The organism is Cellulosimicrobium sp. Marseille-Q8652, from assembly GCF_965112045.1.
The window spans coordinates 1,774,655-1,790,036 of sequence record NZ_CBCOPS010000001.1; the positions used below are offsets into that span (position 1 = coordinate 1,774,655).

The following is a 15,382-nucleotide window of genomic DNA, read 5'->3' on the forward strand; positions in this document are numbered from 1 at the left end:
CGACCGGTGAACTGTCGTTCACCGTCTCGCCAGGTCGTCCGGACAACATGCGGCCATGCCGCTGCCGACCGTCCCTGCTGCCCCGTCCCACCCGCGCGAAGGGGGTGGGGTGGCCCGTGACGTCGGCCGCGCGCCGCTCGACTACACGCTCGACGGCGTCACGGCCGTGCTGCCGGACCGGGTCGTCGAGGACGCGCGCGTCGTGGTGCGCGACGGCCTGGTCGTCGAGGTGGCCGAGGCGCCACCCGGCAGCACGGCGGAGATGCACGGCGGGGGCGCGCTGTGCCTGCCCGGCCTGGTGGACGTGCACACGGACGTGCTCGGGCACGAGGCGCGGCCGCGCCCGGGCGCGCGTCTCCCGCTCGACCTCGCGGCCCGCACGGCCACCGACCGGCTCGCCGCGGCGGGCGTCCTCACCGCGTTCCACGGCGTGGCCTACGGGGAGCGCACGCCCGTCGGGCTGCCCGCGGGCGAGCCCGAGCCGGGGGAGGTGCTCGCCGCTCTCGCGGCGGACGCGGTGCACGGGGAGGGTGCGCGCGTGCTGCATCGCCTCGACGTCCGGTGCCCGTCGGCCGTGGCGACGTTCCGGGACGTGCTGGGCGGGACGGCCGGCGGCGTGCTCCGCACCGCCGGCGCACCCGTCCTCGTGTCGCACGAGGACCACACCCCCGGTATCGGGCAGTACGCCCGGCCCGGGACGATGGAACGCTGGCTGGTCGAGCGCGCCGGGATGTCCGCGGACGCGGCGCACGACCACGTCGTGCGCTGGCGTTCCGACCGCGAGGAGCGCGCGGACGTCGCGGCCGTGACACTCCGCTGGCTGGGCGAGCTCGCGCGCACCGGGCGGGTGCGGCTCGCCGGGCACGACCCGGAGACGGTCGAGGACGTCGAGGCCCTGGCGGCCCGTGGGGGTGCCGTCGCGGAGTTCCCGACGACGGTCGTCGCCGCCCGTGCCGCACGGGCAGCAGGACTCTCGGTGGTCGCCGGTGCGCCCAACGTCGTGCGCGGTGCGTCCCACACCGCGAACGTGTCCGCGCGCGAGCTCGTCTCGCTCGGTCTCGTCGACGCGCTGGCCTCGGACTACGTGCCCGCGAGCATGCTGGCAGCGGTCGACGTCGTCGTGCGCGAGGGCCTGGCGTCGTTGCCGGGGGCCGTCTCGCTCGTCACGTCCGGACCCGCCCGTGCGGCAGGCCTCGTCGACCGTGGCGCGCTGGTCCCGGGTGCCCGGGCGGACCTGGTGCTCGCCCGGGCGCGGGGCGGGTGGCTCTCGGTGGTGGCGACGCTCCGCTCGGGACGCGGGGCGCCCGAGCGGAGCGTCGCCGCGGCGGGTCAGCCGCGGGCGTCGTAGAGCGCCGTGAGGGTGTTGCGCACCGCGAGCTGGTCGATCCGGCCGCTCAGCTCGACCGTCACCGCGCCCGCCGGGACCGCGGACCTGCGGGTGGCGAACGACTGGTACGCGCTCCTGCCGGGCTCGATGCCGAGGAACGACCTCGTGCCGAAGTCGGTCGTGATCTTGACGTCCACCGGGACCGGCTCGGTGTTCTCGACCCGGACGGCGACCACGACCTTGTCCGCGATCGTGCGGGTCTCCGCCGTGACGACCGCCTCGGGCCGCTCGCGCTCGAGCGGTCGGCCGTAGGGCGTGAGCTCGGCGGCCGCCGCGAACTGGAGGCCGTTCTGCGAGCTGAGGGCCACCAGCTTGACGTAGCGGGCGGCGGTCTCGGCGAAGTCCACGCGGGCGAGCGCGGTCCCGGCGGGGAACGACCCCGTCGCCACGGCGCCGCCCCACGTGGCGTTGTCCTGGGAGAGGTAGACCTCGTAGTCCTTGATCAGCCCGTTCGTGCCGGACTGCCGAGGCAGGTATCCCAGGCCGTCGAGCAGGTGCTCGGCCCCGAGGTCCACCGCGATCCAGTGCGGGTAGCCCGGTACCGGCTGCGCGGCCCACCGCGAGTGCCAGATCGAGAGCGGCGCGCCGTCGATGACGTTCGCCGCGCGGTCGCCCGACGGCTCCTCGCTGCTGAACCCGGCGATCGACAGGCGCGAGCGGGGCACCGTCCCGTCCGCGACGACCGAGACGGTCGCCTGTCGCGTCGCGGTGCCGTGGGCACCGGCCGGCGAGTACGTCGACCGGGCGACGAGCACGACGTCGCCCGGCTCGGCACCGACGGGCGGCTCGACCGTCCAGTTCGTCGTGCGCGTCTCGCCGTCGGCGAGGTCGTGGAACGTCGTCCCGGTCGCCGCGGTGACCTGCCAGCCGAGGGGTGCCTCGAGGACTGCCGTCACCTCGTCGAGCGAGTCACCGGACTGGTTGGTGACGCTCGTCGTGATCGTCGACGACCGACCCGCGAGCAGCTCGGTCGCGGCCGACGGGAAGCCCACGAGGACCGGCAGCGGCGTGAGCTGCGCGGCGTCGGTCGCGACCTCGAACACCCGCTCGCCGTCGCGGTTGATCCACGTCGCGGTCATGGTCGCGGGCTCCACCGTCGAGTCGATCTCGAGCTTGAGGAACACGTGCGGCTCGACGGCGCTGTGGACGAGCGCCGGGTTGGGCACGTTGAGGCTCGGGATGACGGAGCTGTGCATCGGGCTCACGATGAACTGCCAGAGGTCGTAGCCGACGCGCGGGCCGTAGTTCAGCGCGCGCGAGACGTGGATGTCGCCGCCGAGCAGGAAGACGCCGGGGATGCGGTGCTCCTGCACGAGGTCGAAGATCGCGTCGCGCTCGTACGAGTAGGTGCCCCAGTCGTCCGCCTCGCCGTTCTGCTTGTCGTCCCAGATCATCCCGCTCGCGAGGAGCTTGAACGGTGCCGTGCTCGCGAGCAGCCTCTCCTGCAGCCACTCCCACTGCACCTGGCCGATGCCCGTGGTCCTCGTCGCGTCCGCCCAGCTCTGCTCCGTGCGGCTGAACCAGCGCGGGTCGAGGAGGAACACCTCGAGCGGGCCGCGACGGAACGACGTGTAGATGCCCTCGCCGTCGACCGTGCGCTCGCGCAGCGGCTCGCCCGCCGCCGTGTGCCCGAACGTGGCGTTCGCGCGGTAGTCGACGAACGCGGTGCGGTTGTTGCGCTTGCCCGGCAGGTCGCCGTGCACGTCGTTGCCGCCGAAGTCGTGGTCGTCCCACGTCCCCCAGACCGGCATCGTCCGCGTCACCTCGCGCACCTGCGGGACCTGGAGGAAGGCCCGGTGCTTGTCCCGGGCGGTCTGCAGGTTCGTGCTGTCGATGTACGGGGTGTCGCCCATGAGGACGAAGGCCTCGCACCCCTCCGCACGGATCGTGTCCCAGATGTGGTTCTGCTCGGTCCACACGCACGAGCCGAGGCCCACGACCAGCTTCGTCGGGGCGTCGTCGGCCGGTGCGGTCGTGAACGACCCCGAGATGTCGAGCCCGGGGATCGGATCGCCCTCCGGCGCGATGGCGTAGGAGTAGGCCGTCGCGGCGCTGAGGCCGGCGATGTCGAAGAGCACGGTCGAGTCGTTGTCGGGGGAGAGGACGGCGCCGACGCTCTGGCGGGGTCCCCCTTCGGCCCAGTACTCGAGCGTCCACGACTCGCGGTCGTGCAGGTCGCTGCCCGGCCGGATCAGGACGCGGGAGCGGTCCGTCCCGGTGTCCCCGACGAGCGGGCCGGCGACGGCCTGCATCGTCGGGGTGACCACGGGCGCCGTCCCGGCGACGACCATCTTGACGTAGGCGGCGAAGGCCGTGAAGAACATCTCGCTGTCCGCGACGGCCTGGGCCGGCTGGATGGTCTGACCGGCGGCGTTGTAGATCTTGTCGATCGTCAGGCTGGTCAGCACGAACCGGCCGCGACCGTGCGCCCCCTCGAGCAGGGCCGGCGGGCGCCCGCCGGCGCTGCACGCGAGCAGCACCCGCATCTGGCGCCAGTCGAGCAGCGACTCCCAGCTCACGCGGATCTGTGTCGACCGTCCCGTGAACACCCGGCCGTCGACCACGCGCAGGTGCGACACCAGCGGGTGGTCGGCCACGACCGGGAAGATCGAGTCGTAGTCCGAGTCGTTGCGGCTCGCCGACATCGGCGCGGGCAGGTACGTCGCCGTCGAGTGGAACTGGTCGGACTGGGCCATGTCGAGGACGACGCCGCCGGCGGCGACGAAGGCCTGCAGCGACTCGGCCTGCGACTCGACGTAGCGACCGTACGTCGGCGCGTTGTTCGTGAACGTGCCGAAGGCGATGACGTCGACGCCCTGCTCGGTGGCGGGCTTCGACGGGTCGAGCGCGACGACCGCGAAGCCGGCGTTGGTCAGCAGCTTCTCGAGACCGGTCGCGCTGGTCCACGGGTCGCGCAGCTCCAGGACCGCGGCGCGCAGCGGGACGTCGTCGGCCGCGACGGCGGCAGGGCCGTTCGCCGCGATCCACGCGGTGGCGGCGGCGGTCGCGGCTCCGCCGAGGAAGACCCGCCGACTCGTGCCGGCTGTGGTCGGGCTGCCCTGTTCGGGCGTGCGCTTCTTCACGGGGACATCTCCGTATCCGGGGGACAGTCGTGCGCTGACACGCACGGCCTGATCCGACCGCTCCTCGATGTCCGGCGGTCGATCACCAGGTGAACGGGTGGGAGACCACCGGCGACGACCCCGACCGGTTGTCCGGGCGAGTGCTCCCGTCAGGCGGGCTCGCCGCTGCGGTACCCGTTGACCTTGTGCGTCCCGTCGCACCAGGGCGGGATGGCTGTGCCGCCGCACCGGCACAGCGCGACGGTCGCCCGGTTGCGCTCGATCTCGCGCCCGTCGCCGTCGACGAGCCGCGCCGGCCCGCGCACGAGCAGCGGGCCGTCCGGGCACGCGGTCACCGTGACGTCGTCCTGCTCGGGGCGCGTCACGAGGCACCCCGTCCCGGGGCGTCGGCGCGCAGCACGCGGAGCGGGTGTGCCGCGCGCCGCAGGCGCGTCCCCGCGTAGGGCACGCCGCCGAGCGCCCACCACCCGAGCGCGACCCACGAGCACAGCGCGCGCTCGAGGACCCACGCCGGCGCCCACAGCGGGGCGGTGGCGGGGAACACGGCCGTCCCGCCGGTGCGTCGACGGCCGGCCTCCGCCAGCACGACGGCGCCCGCGAGCACGGCGACGACGACGGCCCACCCTGCCGACCGGGCGCGCGCCCGGCCGCGGACGCCGGCGAGGACCCCCGCCGTGAGGAGCGGGGCGACGGCGAGCTCGACGGCGAGGCGCGCCGGCTGCGCGAGCGAGTCGTAGGCCTGGCGCACGCGCTGCTCGGCGAAGCGACGCGCCTCCGGTGGCCGGCGGGGGACCACGACGTCGGGCGCGTGCACCACCCGGCCGCCCCGCGCGACGACCGTGCGCTCGAGCTCGAGGTTCTCGAACAGCACGGCGGCGTCGTAGCCCTCGGCACCGAGCGCGGCGCGGCGCAGCACGGTCGTCCCGGCCCAGTCGTGACCGACCGCACGGTTGACGAGGGACCGGGCGGTGTCCCAGCGCGCGTGCCACGGCGCCGGGTCGAACACGTTCTGCGGCACGACGAGGTCCGCGGCGTCGAGGAGCCGAAGCGCGCGGTCGAGCGTCGGGCCGTCCCACCGGACGTCGTCGTCCGCGACGACGACGCGCGGCTGCGTCGTCGCGGCCAGCCCGGCGAGGACCCCGACCACCTTGCCGTTCGTGCCCGGCGGCGGCGGCGGGACCGCGACGAGGCGCGCGGCTCCCGCCCAGGACGCGGCGTGCCGCGCCCGGACGTCCGGTGGCGACCCGTCGGCGACGACGACGGGCAGCTCGCGCGCGAGCCGGCGCAGGTAGGCCGCGAGCTCGTCGAGCTCGCCGTCCACCACCGCGGGACGTCGGATCGGCAGCAGGTACACCGCGTCAGCCCTCGGCACGCACGGCCTCCCCGGGCGCGGGCGCGAGCGGCTCGCGCAGCGCGGACAGGCCCTCCTGCCACCGCCCGAGGGCGTACGCGGCGACGTCGCCCTCGACCGCGAGGCAGGCCGCCGCGCCGAGGAGGACGTCGTCGCACAGCGCCGGCTCCTGCTCGACCAGCCGCCCGGCCAGGTCGCGCGCCGCGATCTGCTCGTGGACGGCGTCCGCCTCGACGTGCTCGTCGAAGTACCACGTCGTGCCCTCGTCGTGGCCGAGGCGCCGGAACCCGTTCCCGTAGAGCCGGCTGGGGACCGACGACGTCATCTCGAACGCCGCGAGGTGCCCGACGATCGCCCCCCGCAGGCGACGGTGCAGGCCGAACAGCGACATGGTGTTGAGCGCCACCAGGACCACGGTGGGCACCGCGTCGACGTAGCGGCCGTACGTGTCGTCCAGCCCGACCCCGCGCATCGTGCGCGCGAACAGCTCGGCGTGCATGCGGCCCGGTCGACCGCCGCCGTACTCGTCCGCCTGGATCTCGACGAGCGCGGCCTTCGGCGCGCCGGCGAGCCGCGGGACGGCCCACGTGTGCGGGTCCGCCTCCTTGAGCTGGTAGAGCGACTTGAGCGCGAGCAGCTCGCGCACCTGCTCGGCGTCGGCCCGCTTGGCGACGTAGCGCGACAGGCTCGGCCCGTCGTCCTCCGCGGCGAGCTCGAAGAGCCGCCGCGCCACCGTGGCGGCGTCGGTCCCCGGGCAGCCCGGGCTCCCGGCGCGCTCGCGCACCGCGCGCTCGAACGGTCGCTCGATCGTGGCGCGCACGGCGAGGAGCGTCGGCTCCCACTCCCACGCGTCGTCCACACCCTCGACGCCCCGGTAGTGCAGCTCGTAGAGCACCGTGAGCGTGAGCTGGAGGTCCTCGTCGTCGAGCACGTCGCGGCCCGACGTCGCCCGGTCCAGCCGGTCCGCGACGGCCGCCCGGACCGCCTCGAGCCGGACGTCCGCCGAGCCGTCCGGCGGACCCGCGGTGAGCACGGCGAGCAGCGCCGCGCTCGCCGGGCCGCGAGGGGTCGGGAGGGGCAGGCGGGCCGAGGCCGCCGTCGCGGTGCCGGGGTCGGTCGACGTGTCGGTCGCGAGGCCGGTCGACGTGTCGGTCGCGGTGTCGGCGGCGTCGGTGCGTGCCGGGGCGGGGTTCATCGAGGCGCTCCAGGGTCGAGGAAGAGGCGCCCCTGCTCGACACCACGGTCATCCTGTCCCCGACACCCGTCGTTCGCTCGTCGTGAGCCGGCCCGACGACGCGCAGGCCGGGCAGGACGGCGACGCGCGGGGGCCCGGGCGACGACGTCGCCCGGGCCCCCGGGGAGTGCGGCCGTGCTCAGCCGCGCTCGGCCTGCTCAGCCCTCCTTGACCTGCGACCGCACGTCGCCGGCGGCCTCGCGGCCGTGCTCGCCGACCGAGCGGGCCGCGTCCTTCGCGGAGTCCGCGACGGCCTGGGCGCTCTCCTTCGCCGGCTCCTTGAGGTCGTCGACCAGCTCGGTGGCCGTCGACCGGACGTCGTCGACGAGCGGCGCAGCCTTCTCCTTGACGGTGGACGCGGCACGCTGCTCGGCGCGGCTCGCCGGGATGAGCGACGCCGCGACGAGGCCGAGGCCGAAGGCCACGAGGCCCACGGCGAGGGGGTTGCCCTGCGTCTGCTCGCGGACCGCCTGGGGCGCCGAGCGCGCGGTGTCGGCGACCGACGACGCGGCGCCGCGCGCGGAGTCCGCGACGGACGAGGCCGCCTCGCGACCGCGGTCCGCGAGGTCGTGCGTCGTGCCGCGCGCGGAGTCCGCGGTGTCGTGGGCGCTGCCCATGACGCGGTCCTTCACGGAGCCGACGCCCGACTTCACGCGGTCGACCTGACGCCGTGCCACGTTGCCGGGGCTCACCTTGTCGCCGAGCGCGTCGACGTCACGGCTCAGCTCGCTCCGCGTGCGCTCGATGTCGGCGCGGATCTCCTCGGGGTCGCTGGTGCTCATGAGTTCTTCTCCTCGTGTCCTCGGACGGCGTTCGGGATCTTCTTGATCGTGTCGGCGGTCTCGGGCATGCCCTCGACGGTCTTCAGCTCCTTGCGACCGATCGCGGCGAGGATCGCCGCGACGACGGCCCACAGGACCGCGACGACGAGCGCGGACCAGCCGCGGCCCATGACCGCACCGAGCGCCCACCAGAGGGCGATCGACAGGAACAGCAGGACCATGTGCCCCGCCACGCCCGCGCCGGCGAGCATGCCGGCGCCCTTCCCGGCGCGCTGCGCCGACTGCTTGGCCTCGGCCTTGGCGAGCTCGACCTCCTGCCGCATGAGCGTGGAGAGGTCGCGGCTGACCTCGGCGACGAGCTCGCCGACGCTCTGCTGCTCGGGCGAACGGACCGGGTCCACGCCCGGGGTGGCGTCCGCGCCGAGGCCCGGACCGCCGGTCCCGAGGTCCGGCCCCGTGGTGGCGGCGTGCCGCGACGTGTTCGCCGCGGCGAACGGGTCAGGTGCGCTCGACATCGGCCTCACCCCCGAGCGTGGAGGTCCCCGTGGCGCCGCCCGTGGGCGTCGGCGGGAACGACGGCGGCGGCGTCGGCTCGACGGCGCTCGGACGCTCCGGGTCCGGCACGAGCGGGTCGTCGTCGGCGTAGGCGCCCGTCCGCCCGGCGAGCGGGTCCCCGCTCGCGACGCCGCCCGTCGTCGACCCCGTGACGGCGGCCGAGCCGGTGCCGGTCGAGTAGCCGGCCCCGGTGGTGCCGTAGCCCGCGGACTCGTAGCCCGTGGTGCCGTAGCCCGTGCTGCCGTACGCCGTCGGCGCGCCCGTGGCGCCGTACCCGCCGGTCCCGTAGCCGGTCGACTCGCTGCCGCCGCCCGAGCCGCTGTCGGATCCTGCGTCCTTCGCGCCCCGCAGGAGGCGGCCGACGATCAGGCCGGCACCCGCTGCGATCGCGATGAACATCCCGGGGCGCCGGCGCGCGAAGTCCTCGACCTCGCGCAGGACCGACGACGGGTCGCGATCCTCGAACCAGTCGGCGACCCGACCGGTCGCGTCGCCCGCGCGCTGGACGAGGTCGGTGGCGTAGCCCGGGTCCTGCGTGTTGTCGGCCATCTGCCGCAGCTCGTCGCCCAGGGTGCGCAGACCGCCCGCGAGGCGCTGCTGCTGCGAGGACGCCTGCGAGCTCAGCTCGTCGCGCGTCTGCTCGACGAGCCCGCGGGCACGGTCCTTCGCCTCGTGCGCGACGTCGCGCGCCTTCTCCTTCGCGTCCCCGGCGACCTCACGTCCGGCGTCGCCCGCGTGGGACGCCGCGTCGCCGACCCGGTCCTTGATCCCGGTCGCGTGCTTGCCCCCCGTGCCCCCGCCGTCGTCCGTCGTCGCGGAGCCCGGCGAACCGGGTCCGGAGCCGTAGGGAATCTGCGTGTCGCTCATGGTGGACTCCTGTCGTCGTCCCCGCCCGTGGTCGGGCGCTGGCACTGACGGCGGAGCACGAGACCGCAAGAGGGCTCGTGCGCCACCGGTGACGGCCTCTTGCTGGACCTGTTCCCTCACGGTAGGGCGGCTCGCCCCGCTCACAACTGGACGGGCTCGCTGCGTCCGACCGGTGCCCGATCGGCCCCCGACCACCGGTCGACGACCGCTGCGGTTGCGAGCGCCACGAGCCTTGCGACGGTGGACGTGGTCCAGCAGGAGGCCGTCGCACGCGCCGGGCCGCGGCTCGGCACCACGACCACGCACCGACGTCGGTGCGCCGGAGGAGCAGATCATGGCCACAGGAGAGACCGGGTTCGACGACGTCACGTTCGACCTCATCTCGGTGCAGTACCACTCGCTCAAGGCCGGGCACGACTACGGCCAGTACGTCCGCGACGCACGGAACGCGGGCAAGGAGGAGATCGCGTCCTTCTTCGAGAAGGTCATGCAGGAGGACTCGGAGCGCGCGCAGCAGTGCCACCGCTTCCTCGCCGAGCTGACGCAGCACGGCACGTCCGCCACGTCGCCGCAGGGGTCCCAGCAGGGCTGACGGGGGCTGACGGGGGGTGACGAGGGCTGACGACCCCCACCCGCACGAACGTGTGCCGCGGCGCGCGAGGCGCCGCGGCACACGGGGTCCCGGCCGTGGCCGGGCGTCGCGCTCGGGCGGTGTCAGTCGCCGCCGTCGCCCGACGCCTCCGCGCCGGTGCGCGGGTTGAGGTTCGCCGGGTCGGCGTCGGGGTCTCCCTGGTCGGTCGACCCCTCGGCGCCCTGGCCCTCCCGCGGGTTGAGGTTCGCGGGGTCGGCGTCCGGGTCCTCGCCGGGGTCGTAGCCGCGGCCCTGCTCGTCGCTCTCGCTCATGTCGGCCTCCTGGGGTCGTCGGTCGGCGCGCCCGGGAGGGCGCCGGTCCCGTCACCGTGGCACGCACCCGCCGCGTTCGCAGCGTCGGAGCGCCCCGGGGGTGCCCGCGGCGGTCGACCCTCGTAGCCTGAGGCCGACGGACAGCGTCACGGAGTCGAGAACTGGCCCGCACCGGTCACGGGGCACGAGCAGTGCCCGTGCATGCCAGGAGGTCCGGATGCCGACACAGGACGAGGGGACGCTCGACGGGCTCCCGCGACTGCGGAGCCTCACGGAGGTCGCCGAGCTGGTCGCGGTGGTCGACCCGTTGTACGTGCGGTTCAGCGCAGGGCCGGAGGACGACCGGCAGACCGTGAGCCGCGACCACGAGAGCGGCTGCCTCCTGCCGGGTCTGAGCGTCAACCCGATGAACCCCGAGCCGTGGTGGGACCGGCCGGTCGAGCACTGGGTCGCGCGGCAGCTCTGCCAGTACGCCCACCTCATGACCGGTGAACGGTTCCCGTGGCTCCTCACCGGCGAGGTCTCCGGGCGGGGCCCGGACTGCGAGCCGCTCCTCGTCGGGGTCGTGCCCGCCGCCTCGCTCGACCCGGGCGTCGTGGAGGAGGCGGGACGCCTCTACCGCGAGGTGTTCGACGCGGGCGACGACGGGACCTGAGCCCGCCGGGGCGGGAAGGGCCGCCCCAGATGCCAGTCGCGCCCCCCGGACGCACGGTGAGGGACCAGCACCCTCCGACCGAGGAGACACGACATGTACCTGCACGTGCAGCGCCTGATCAACGACATCGTGCCGGACGAACCGGACCCCGCGGCGGCCAACGCCCTGCAGGAGGGTCTGGGCGGCCAGTTCGGCGAGATGCGGACGATGATGCAGTACCTGTTCCAGAGCATGAACTTCCGGGGTCCGACGGGGAAGCCCTATCGCGACCTGCTCCAGGGCATCGGGACCGAGGAGATCAGCCACGTCGAGCTGATCGGGACGACGATCTCCCGCCTGCTCGACGGCTCGCCGCGGTACAACGGCAAGAAGACCGACCCGCTCGACACCCCCGGTGCCCGTGGCAAGACCCCGCTCGACGTGGCGCTGGGTGCCGGGAACATCCACCACTACCTGGTCGCCTCCCAGGGGGCGCTGCCGGTCGACGCGGCAGGCAACCCGTGGAGCGGCAGCTACGTCTACAACTCCGGGAACCTCGTCCTGGACCTGCTCTACAACCTCATGCTCGAGTCCACGGGCCGGCTGCAGAAGTGCCGGATCTACGAGATGACGGACAACAAGACCGCCCGCTCCACGATCTCCTACCTCATCGTGCGGGACCAGGCCCACGAGAACGCCTACGCCCGCGCCCTGGAGACGCTCGGCGTGAACTGGTCGGCGACCCTGCCCATCCCCAAGACGGAGGCGGAGAAGTTCCCCGAGGTGAAGAAGCTCCTCGACCTGGGCCTCCAGTCCAAGCAGTACACGTTCGACCTCGAGGGTGCCTCGGAGGCCGGTCGGATCTTCCAGGGGATGTCGCCCTCGAACGACGGGACCGAGCTCGACGCGACCGAGCAGGCACCTCCCGGCGTCCCGTCGACCATCGCGCCCGAGCGGTTCGAGGAGTACTCCCCGGGTCTCGACCCGGAGCTGCTCGCCCTCGTCCAGGCCACCGCGGAGCTCGAGATGGCGGACGCCGCCGAGCCGCTCTTCGGGCCGACGACCACCAGCTGAGGGCCCAGGGCCTCCCGGGCGCCGGCCGGGGCGTTCCGGTTGCGGAGCGCTCCGGCTGCACCGACGCTGGGCGCGGTCCGGAGCAGGACCGCCCCACCGGCGCCCTGGAGGCCCTTCATGACCGCGCTCGCGCGCACCGAGCCGTCGCCCCTCGGCGGGGCGCCCTTGCCGGCACCGGGAGACGCGGCCCCCGGTCACGTCCTCACCGGAGAGGACCTGGCCTCCGTGCGGCGGCTCGGCACGGACGTCCCGACGACGCTCGCGTGGGTCGCCGACCTCGCCCCGCGGCTCCCGCTCCCCGGAGCGGGTCGCACCGCGGACCTGTGGTCGGCGCTCGCCACCGTGGCGGCCGTCGACGTCGGCGTCGCTCGCGCGCTCGAGCCGCACCTCGACGCGCTCGCGATCCTCGCGCAGGTACCCGAGCCGGTCCCGCTCGGCGTCGTCGACGCCGGGGAGCGCAACACGTGGGGCGTGTTCGCGGCCGAGGGGCCGGGAGCCCGCCTCGAGGCCACCGCGACCGCCGACGGCTGGTCACTGACCGGCACCAAGCCGTGGTGCTCGCTCGCCGCGGACCTCAGCCACGCCCTGGTCACGGCGTGGACCGACGCGGGCCGGCGCCTGTTCGCCGTGGACCTGCGCACCGCGGCGGTCGCACCGGCCGGGGGCCCGTGGGTCGCCCGCGGGCTGGCGCAGGTCGTCAGCGCCCCGGTCCGGTTCGACGACGCGCCGGCCGTGCCCGTCGGCGCCGCCGGCTGGTACCTCGAGCGCCCGGGGTTCGCGTGGGGCGGCATCGGCGTCGCGGCGTGCTGGTGGGGCGGTGCCGTCGGGCTCGCGCGCACGCTCTGGGACACGCTCGGCCGCCGTGATCCCGACCAGCTCGCGCTCGCGCACCTCGGGGCGACCGACGTCGCCCTCGGCGCGGCCCGGGCGGTCCTCGCGGAGGCGGCCACCGCCGTCGACGCGGGGCTCGACGGCGTGCGGGCCGCGCTCGTCGCGCGGCGCGCCCGGGCCGTGGTCGCCGACGCGGTCGAGGAGGTGCAGCGCCGGTGCGCCCACGCCCTCGGGCCGGGTCCGCTGACGACGGACGAGGAGTTCGCGCGCCGGGTCGCCGACCTCGGCCTCTACGTGCGCCAGCACCACGCCGAGCGGGACCAGGCCGCGCTCGGGCGCGACCTGCTCGCGGCGGGGGAGCGGCCGTGGTGAGCTTCGACCACCGCGAACCGGGGACCTCCGAGGACGACTGGGTGCGAGCGGGCGTCCTGGACCGGCCGCGGGACCTCGACCTGGACGACGTCGCGGCGCTGGTCGTGCTGGCCGCGCACCCCGACGACGAGTCCCTGGGCGCGGGCGGGCTGGTCCACCGGCTCGCGGCGCGAGGGGTTCCCGTCACGCTCGTCGTCGCGACCGACGGCGAGGGCTCCCACCCCGGGTCGAGCACGTCGCCGGACGAGCTGCGCGCGATTCGGCGGCGCGAGCTGCTCGACGCCGTGGACGCGCTCGCGGCCGGGTCCCGGGTGCTCCTGCTCGGGCTGCCCGACGGCGGCCTGCGCGAGCACCGCGACGTGCTGCGGACCGCCGTCGAGGCGGCCGTGGACCTCGCCACGGGCACACGGGCGGGCACACGGAGGGGCACGGGACGCACGCTCGTGTGCGCGCCGTGGCGCGGGGACGGGCACCGCGACCACCGCATCGCCGGGGAGGTCGCCGCCGAGGTCGCGACGACGCGGGACGCCCGGCTCGTCGAGTACCCGGTGTGGTTCTGGCACTGGGCCGACCCGGCGGGGCCCGACGTGCCGTGGGACGCGCTGCGCGGCCTGCGCCTCACCGTCGACGAGGCCGCGGCGAAGGGCAAGGCCGTGGCCGCGCACGCGTCCCAGGTCGGCCCGCTGTCCGGGGACCCGGGCGACGAGGCCGTCGTCGGGCCCGAGATGCTGCGCCACGCCGCCCGACAGGTCGAGGTGCTCGTCGAGGCGGACGGGTCGGGCCAGGACGCGACGTCGTCCCCGCCGGCCACGGGTCGCGACGGACGCGCCGGTGCTGGTCGCTCGCTCGCGCGGGACTTCTTCGACCGCTTCTACACGGGCCGCGCCGACCCGTGGGGCTTCGAGTCGCGCTGGTACGAGGAGCGCAAGCGAGCCGTGCTCCTCGCGTCGCTGCCGCGGCCACGGTTCCGGGCCGCGCTGGAGATCGGGTGCTCCACGGGGGTGCTCACCGCGGGCCTCGCGGCCCGCGCCGACCGGGTGGTGGGGGTCGACATCGCCGACGCCCCGCTCGAGGCTGCCCGGAGGCGGCTCGGGACCGGCGTCGAGCTGCTCCGGCTCGACACGCCGCACGAGTGGCCCGACGGCACGTTCGACCTCGTGGTGCTGTCCGAGGTCCTGTACTACTACGGGGACGAGGACCTCGACCGGACGCTGGACCGCGCCGTCGCCTCGCTCTCGGACGACGGGGTGCTCGTCGCGTGCCACTGGCGCCACGACGTCCCCGAGTACCCGCTCAACGGGGACACGGTGCAGTCGCGGGTCCTCGCGCGGCCCGAGCTCGGCGGTCTCGCCCACCACGAGGAGGAGGACTTCGTGCTCGACGTCCTGACCCGGCGCCCGGCGCGGTCCGTCGCGCGCGAGACGGGGCTCGTATGACGGGTGGGCGTGCCGTCGAGCGGGCGACGGGCGCGGTGCCGACGGCCATGCCGACGGACGTGCCGACGGACGTGCCGACGGACGTGGCGGCCGTGCCGACGGTCGAGGCGGTCCTCGTCGTCGTCCCGGCGCACGACGAGGAGGAGCTGCTGCCGGCGTGCCTCGACGCGGTGCGCCGGGCCGTCCGGACCCTGCGCGCGGCGCGGCCCGGGCTGGCCGTCGCCACGCTCGTCGTGCTCGACGGGTGCACCGACGCGAGCGCGGACGCGGTCGCCGCGGCGGGCCTCCCGGCGCTCGTCACGGGCCGGGCGGGTGTCGGCCCGGCCCGGCGCGCGGGCGTCGAGGCGGCGTTCGACCTCCTCGGGGGTGTCCCCGCGCGGGACCGGACGTGGCTCGCGTGCACCGACGCCGACTCGGTGGTGCCCGACCACTGGCTGGCGCACCACGTGGCACTGGCCGACGAGGGCGCCGACGTGGTGGTCGGCACCGTCCGTCCCCGGCTCGACGAGCTCTCTGCCGACCGGGCCGCGGCCTGGCGTGCGCGCCACGCGCCGGGGCACGCGAACGGGCACGTGCACGGCGCCAACCTCGGTCTGCGCCTCGCGACCTACGACGCGGCGGGCGGGTTCGCGCCTGTCGCCGAGCACGAGGACGTCGCGCTCGTGCGCGCCGCACGTCGTGCCGGCGCCCGGGTCGTCGCGGACGCCGTCGCCGAGGTGCTGACCTCCGGCCGGCTGCTCGGGCGCACCCCCGGCGGCTACGCGCAGCACCTGCGCGACGACCTGCTCCCGCTCGACCGGTCCGCCTAGGTGGCCCGGCCCCCGACCGCTGCGGTTCCCCGGTGAGAGGCGAGTGCAGGCCGGGGTGCCGACA

General features: G+C 75.5%; 15 protein-coding genes. 7 read left to right on the forward strand and 8 right to left on the reverse strand.

Features of this window, described 5'->3' with window-relative positions; translation table 11 throughout:
• Positions 1–109: 109 nt before the first annotated feature.
• Positions 110–1,348: an alpha-D-ribose 1-methylphosphonate 5-triphosphate diphosphatase gene (locus tag ACWPWV_RS07795; RefSeq protein WP_454042349.1), complete on the forward strand. Its 1,239-nt coding sequence runs from the start codon at positions 110–112 to the stop codon at positions 1,346–1,348.
• Here the strand turns inward: ACWPWV_RS07795 and ACWPWV_RS07800 are convergent.
• From ACWPWV_RS07800 to ACWPWV_RS07830, 7 genes are all read right to left on the reverse strand, one after another.
• Complete coding sequence (locus ACWPWV_RS07800; RefSeq protein ID WP_454042350.1) at positions 1,330–4,470, reverse strand: alkaline phosphatase D family protein; 3,141 nt, start codon at positions 4,468–4,470, stop codon at positions 1,330–1,332. The two genes, ACWPWV_RS07795 and ACWPWV_RS07800, sit on opposite strands and share 19 nt — an antisense overlap.
• A gap of 149 nt (positions 4,471–4,619) precedes the next feature.
• Complete coding sequence (locus tag ACWPWV_RS07805) at positions 4,620–4,835, reverse strand: CDGSH iron-sulfur domain-containing protein (RefSeq protein WP_454042351.1); 216 nt, start codon at positions 4,833–4,835, stop codon at positions 4,620–4,622.
• Complete coding sequence (locus ACWPWV_RS07810; protein ID WP_454042352.1) at positions 4,832–5,842, reverse strand: glycosyltransferase; 1,011 nt, start codon at positions 5,840–5,842, stop codon at positions 4,832–4,834. The genes ACWPWV_RS07805 and ACWPWV_RS07810 overlap by 4 nt, the downstream gene beginning before the upstream one ends.
• The gene (locus ACWPWV_RS07815; protein ID WP_454042353.1) at positions 5,829–7,016 is read right to left on the reverse strand and encodes an iron-containing redox enzyme family protein; all 1,188 of its coding nucleotides are present in this window, start codon (positions 7,014–7,016) and stop codon (positions 5,829–5,831) included. The genes ACWPWV_RS07810 and ACWPWV_RS07815 overlap by 14 nt, the downstream gene beginning before the upstream one ends.
• Before the next feature lie 197 nt (positions 7,017–7,213).
• On the reverse strand, positions 7,214–7,837 hold the full coding sequence (locus tag ACWPWV_RS07820) for a DUF3618 domain-containing protein (RefSeq protein WP_454042354.1): 624 nt from the start codon (positions 7,835–7,837) through the stop codon (positions 7,214–7,216).
• Entirely contained in the window at positions 7,834–8,352 is a 519-nt protein-coding gene (locus ACWPWV_RS07825) for a phage holin family protein (RefSeq protein WP_454042355.1), read from the reverse strand. Before ACWPWV_RS07825 ends, ACWPWV_RS07820 begins: the two co-directional genes overlap by 4 nt.
• Positions 8,336–9,259 (reverse strand): hypothetical protein, encoded by a 924-nt coding sequence (locus ACWPWV_RS07830; RefSeq protein WP_454042356.1) that lies wholly within the window; start codon positions 9,257–9,259, stop codon positions 8,336–8,338. The genes ACWPWV_RS07825 and ACWPWV_RS07830 overlap by 17 nt, the downstream gene beginning before the upstream one ends.
• Before the next feature lie 334 nt (positions 9,260–9,593).
• Here ACWPWV_RS07830 and ACWPWV_RS07835 point away from each other — a divergent pair, with 334 nt between their 5' ends.
• Positions 9,594–9,851 carry an acyl carrier protein gene (locus tag ACWPWV_RS07835; protein WP_251152845.1) on the forward strand — a complete coding sequence of 86 codons (258 nt, stop codon included), beginning with the start codon at positions 9,594–9,596 and terminating at the stop codon, positions 9,849–9,851.
• Between the two features lie 122 nt (positions 9,852–9,973).
• Here ACWPWV_RS07835 and ACWPWV_RS07840 read toward each other — a convergent pair whose 3' ends face one another.
• Positions 9,974–10,162 carry a hypothetical protein gene (locus ACWPWV_RS07840; RefSeq protein ID WP_454042357.1) on the reverse strand — a complete coding sequence of 63 codons (189 nt, stop codon included), beginning with the start codon at positions 10,160–10,162 and terminating at the stop codon, positions 9,974–9,976.
• Between the two features lie 217 nt (positions 10,163–10,379).
• Between ACWPWV_RS07840 and ACWPWV_RS07845 the strand changes: the two genes are divergently transcribed.
• The 5 genes from ACWPWV_RS07845 (at position 10,380) to ACWPWV_RS07865 (ending at position 15,318) form a co-directional block, all read left to right on the forward strand.
• The gene (locus tag ACWPWV_RS07845; protein ID WP_454042358.1) at positions 10,380–10,817 is read left to right on the forward strand and encodes a DUF6098 family protein; all 438 of its coding nucleotides are present in this window, start codon (positions 10,380–10,382) and stop codon (positions 10,815–10,817) included.
• A gap of 93 nt (positions 10,818–10,910) precedes the next feature.
• The gene (locus tag ACWPWV_RS07850; protein WP_454042359.1) at positions 10,911–11,870 is read left to right on the forward strand and encodes a manganese catalase family protein; all 960 of its coding nucleotides are present in this window, start codon (positions 10,911–10,913) and stop codon (positions 11,868–11,870) included.
• Positions 11,871–11,987: 117 nt separating this feature from the next.
• Positions 11,988–13,073, forward strand: a complete 1,086-nt coding sequence (locus ACWPWV_RS07855; protein ID WP_454042360.1) for an acyl-CoA dehydrogenase — start codon at positions 11,988–11,990, stop codon at positions 13,071–13,073.
• Positions 13,067–14,509 (forward strand): PIG-L family deacetylase, encoded by a 1,443-nt coding sequence (locus ACWPWV_RS07860; protein WP_454042361.1) that lies wholly within the window; start codon positions 13,067–13,069, stop codon positions 14,507–14,509. Before ACWPWV_RS07855 ends, ACWPWV_RS07860 begins: the two co-directional genes overlap by 7 nt.
• Positions 14,506–15,318, forward strand: a complete 813-nt coding sequence (locus tag ACWPWV_RS07865) for a glycosyltransferase (RefSeq protein ID WP_454042362.1) — start codon at positions 14,506–14,508, stop codon at positions 15,316–15,318. The genes ACWPWV_RS07860 and ACWPWV_RS07865 overlap by 4 nt, the downstream gene beginning before the upstream one ends.
• The last annotated feature ends 64 nt before the right edge of the window (positions 15,319–15,382 follow it).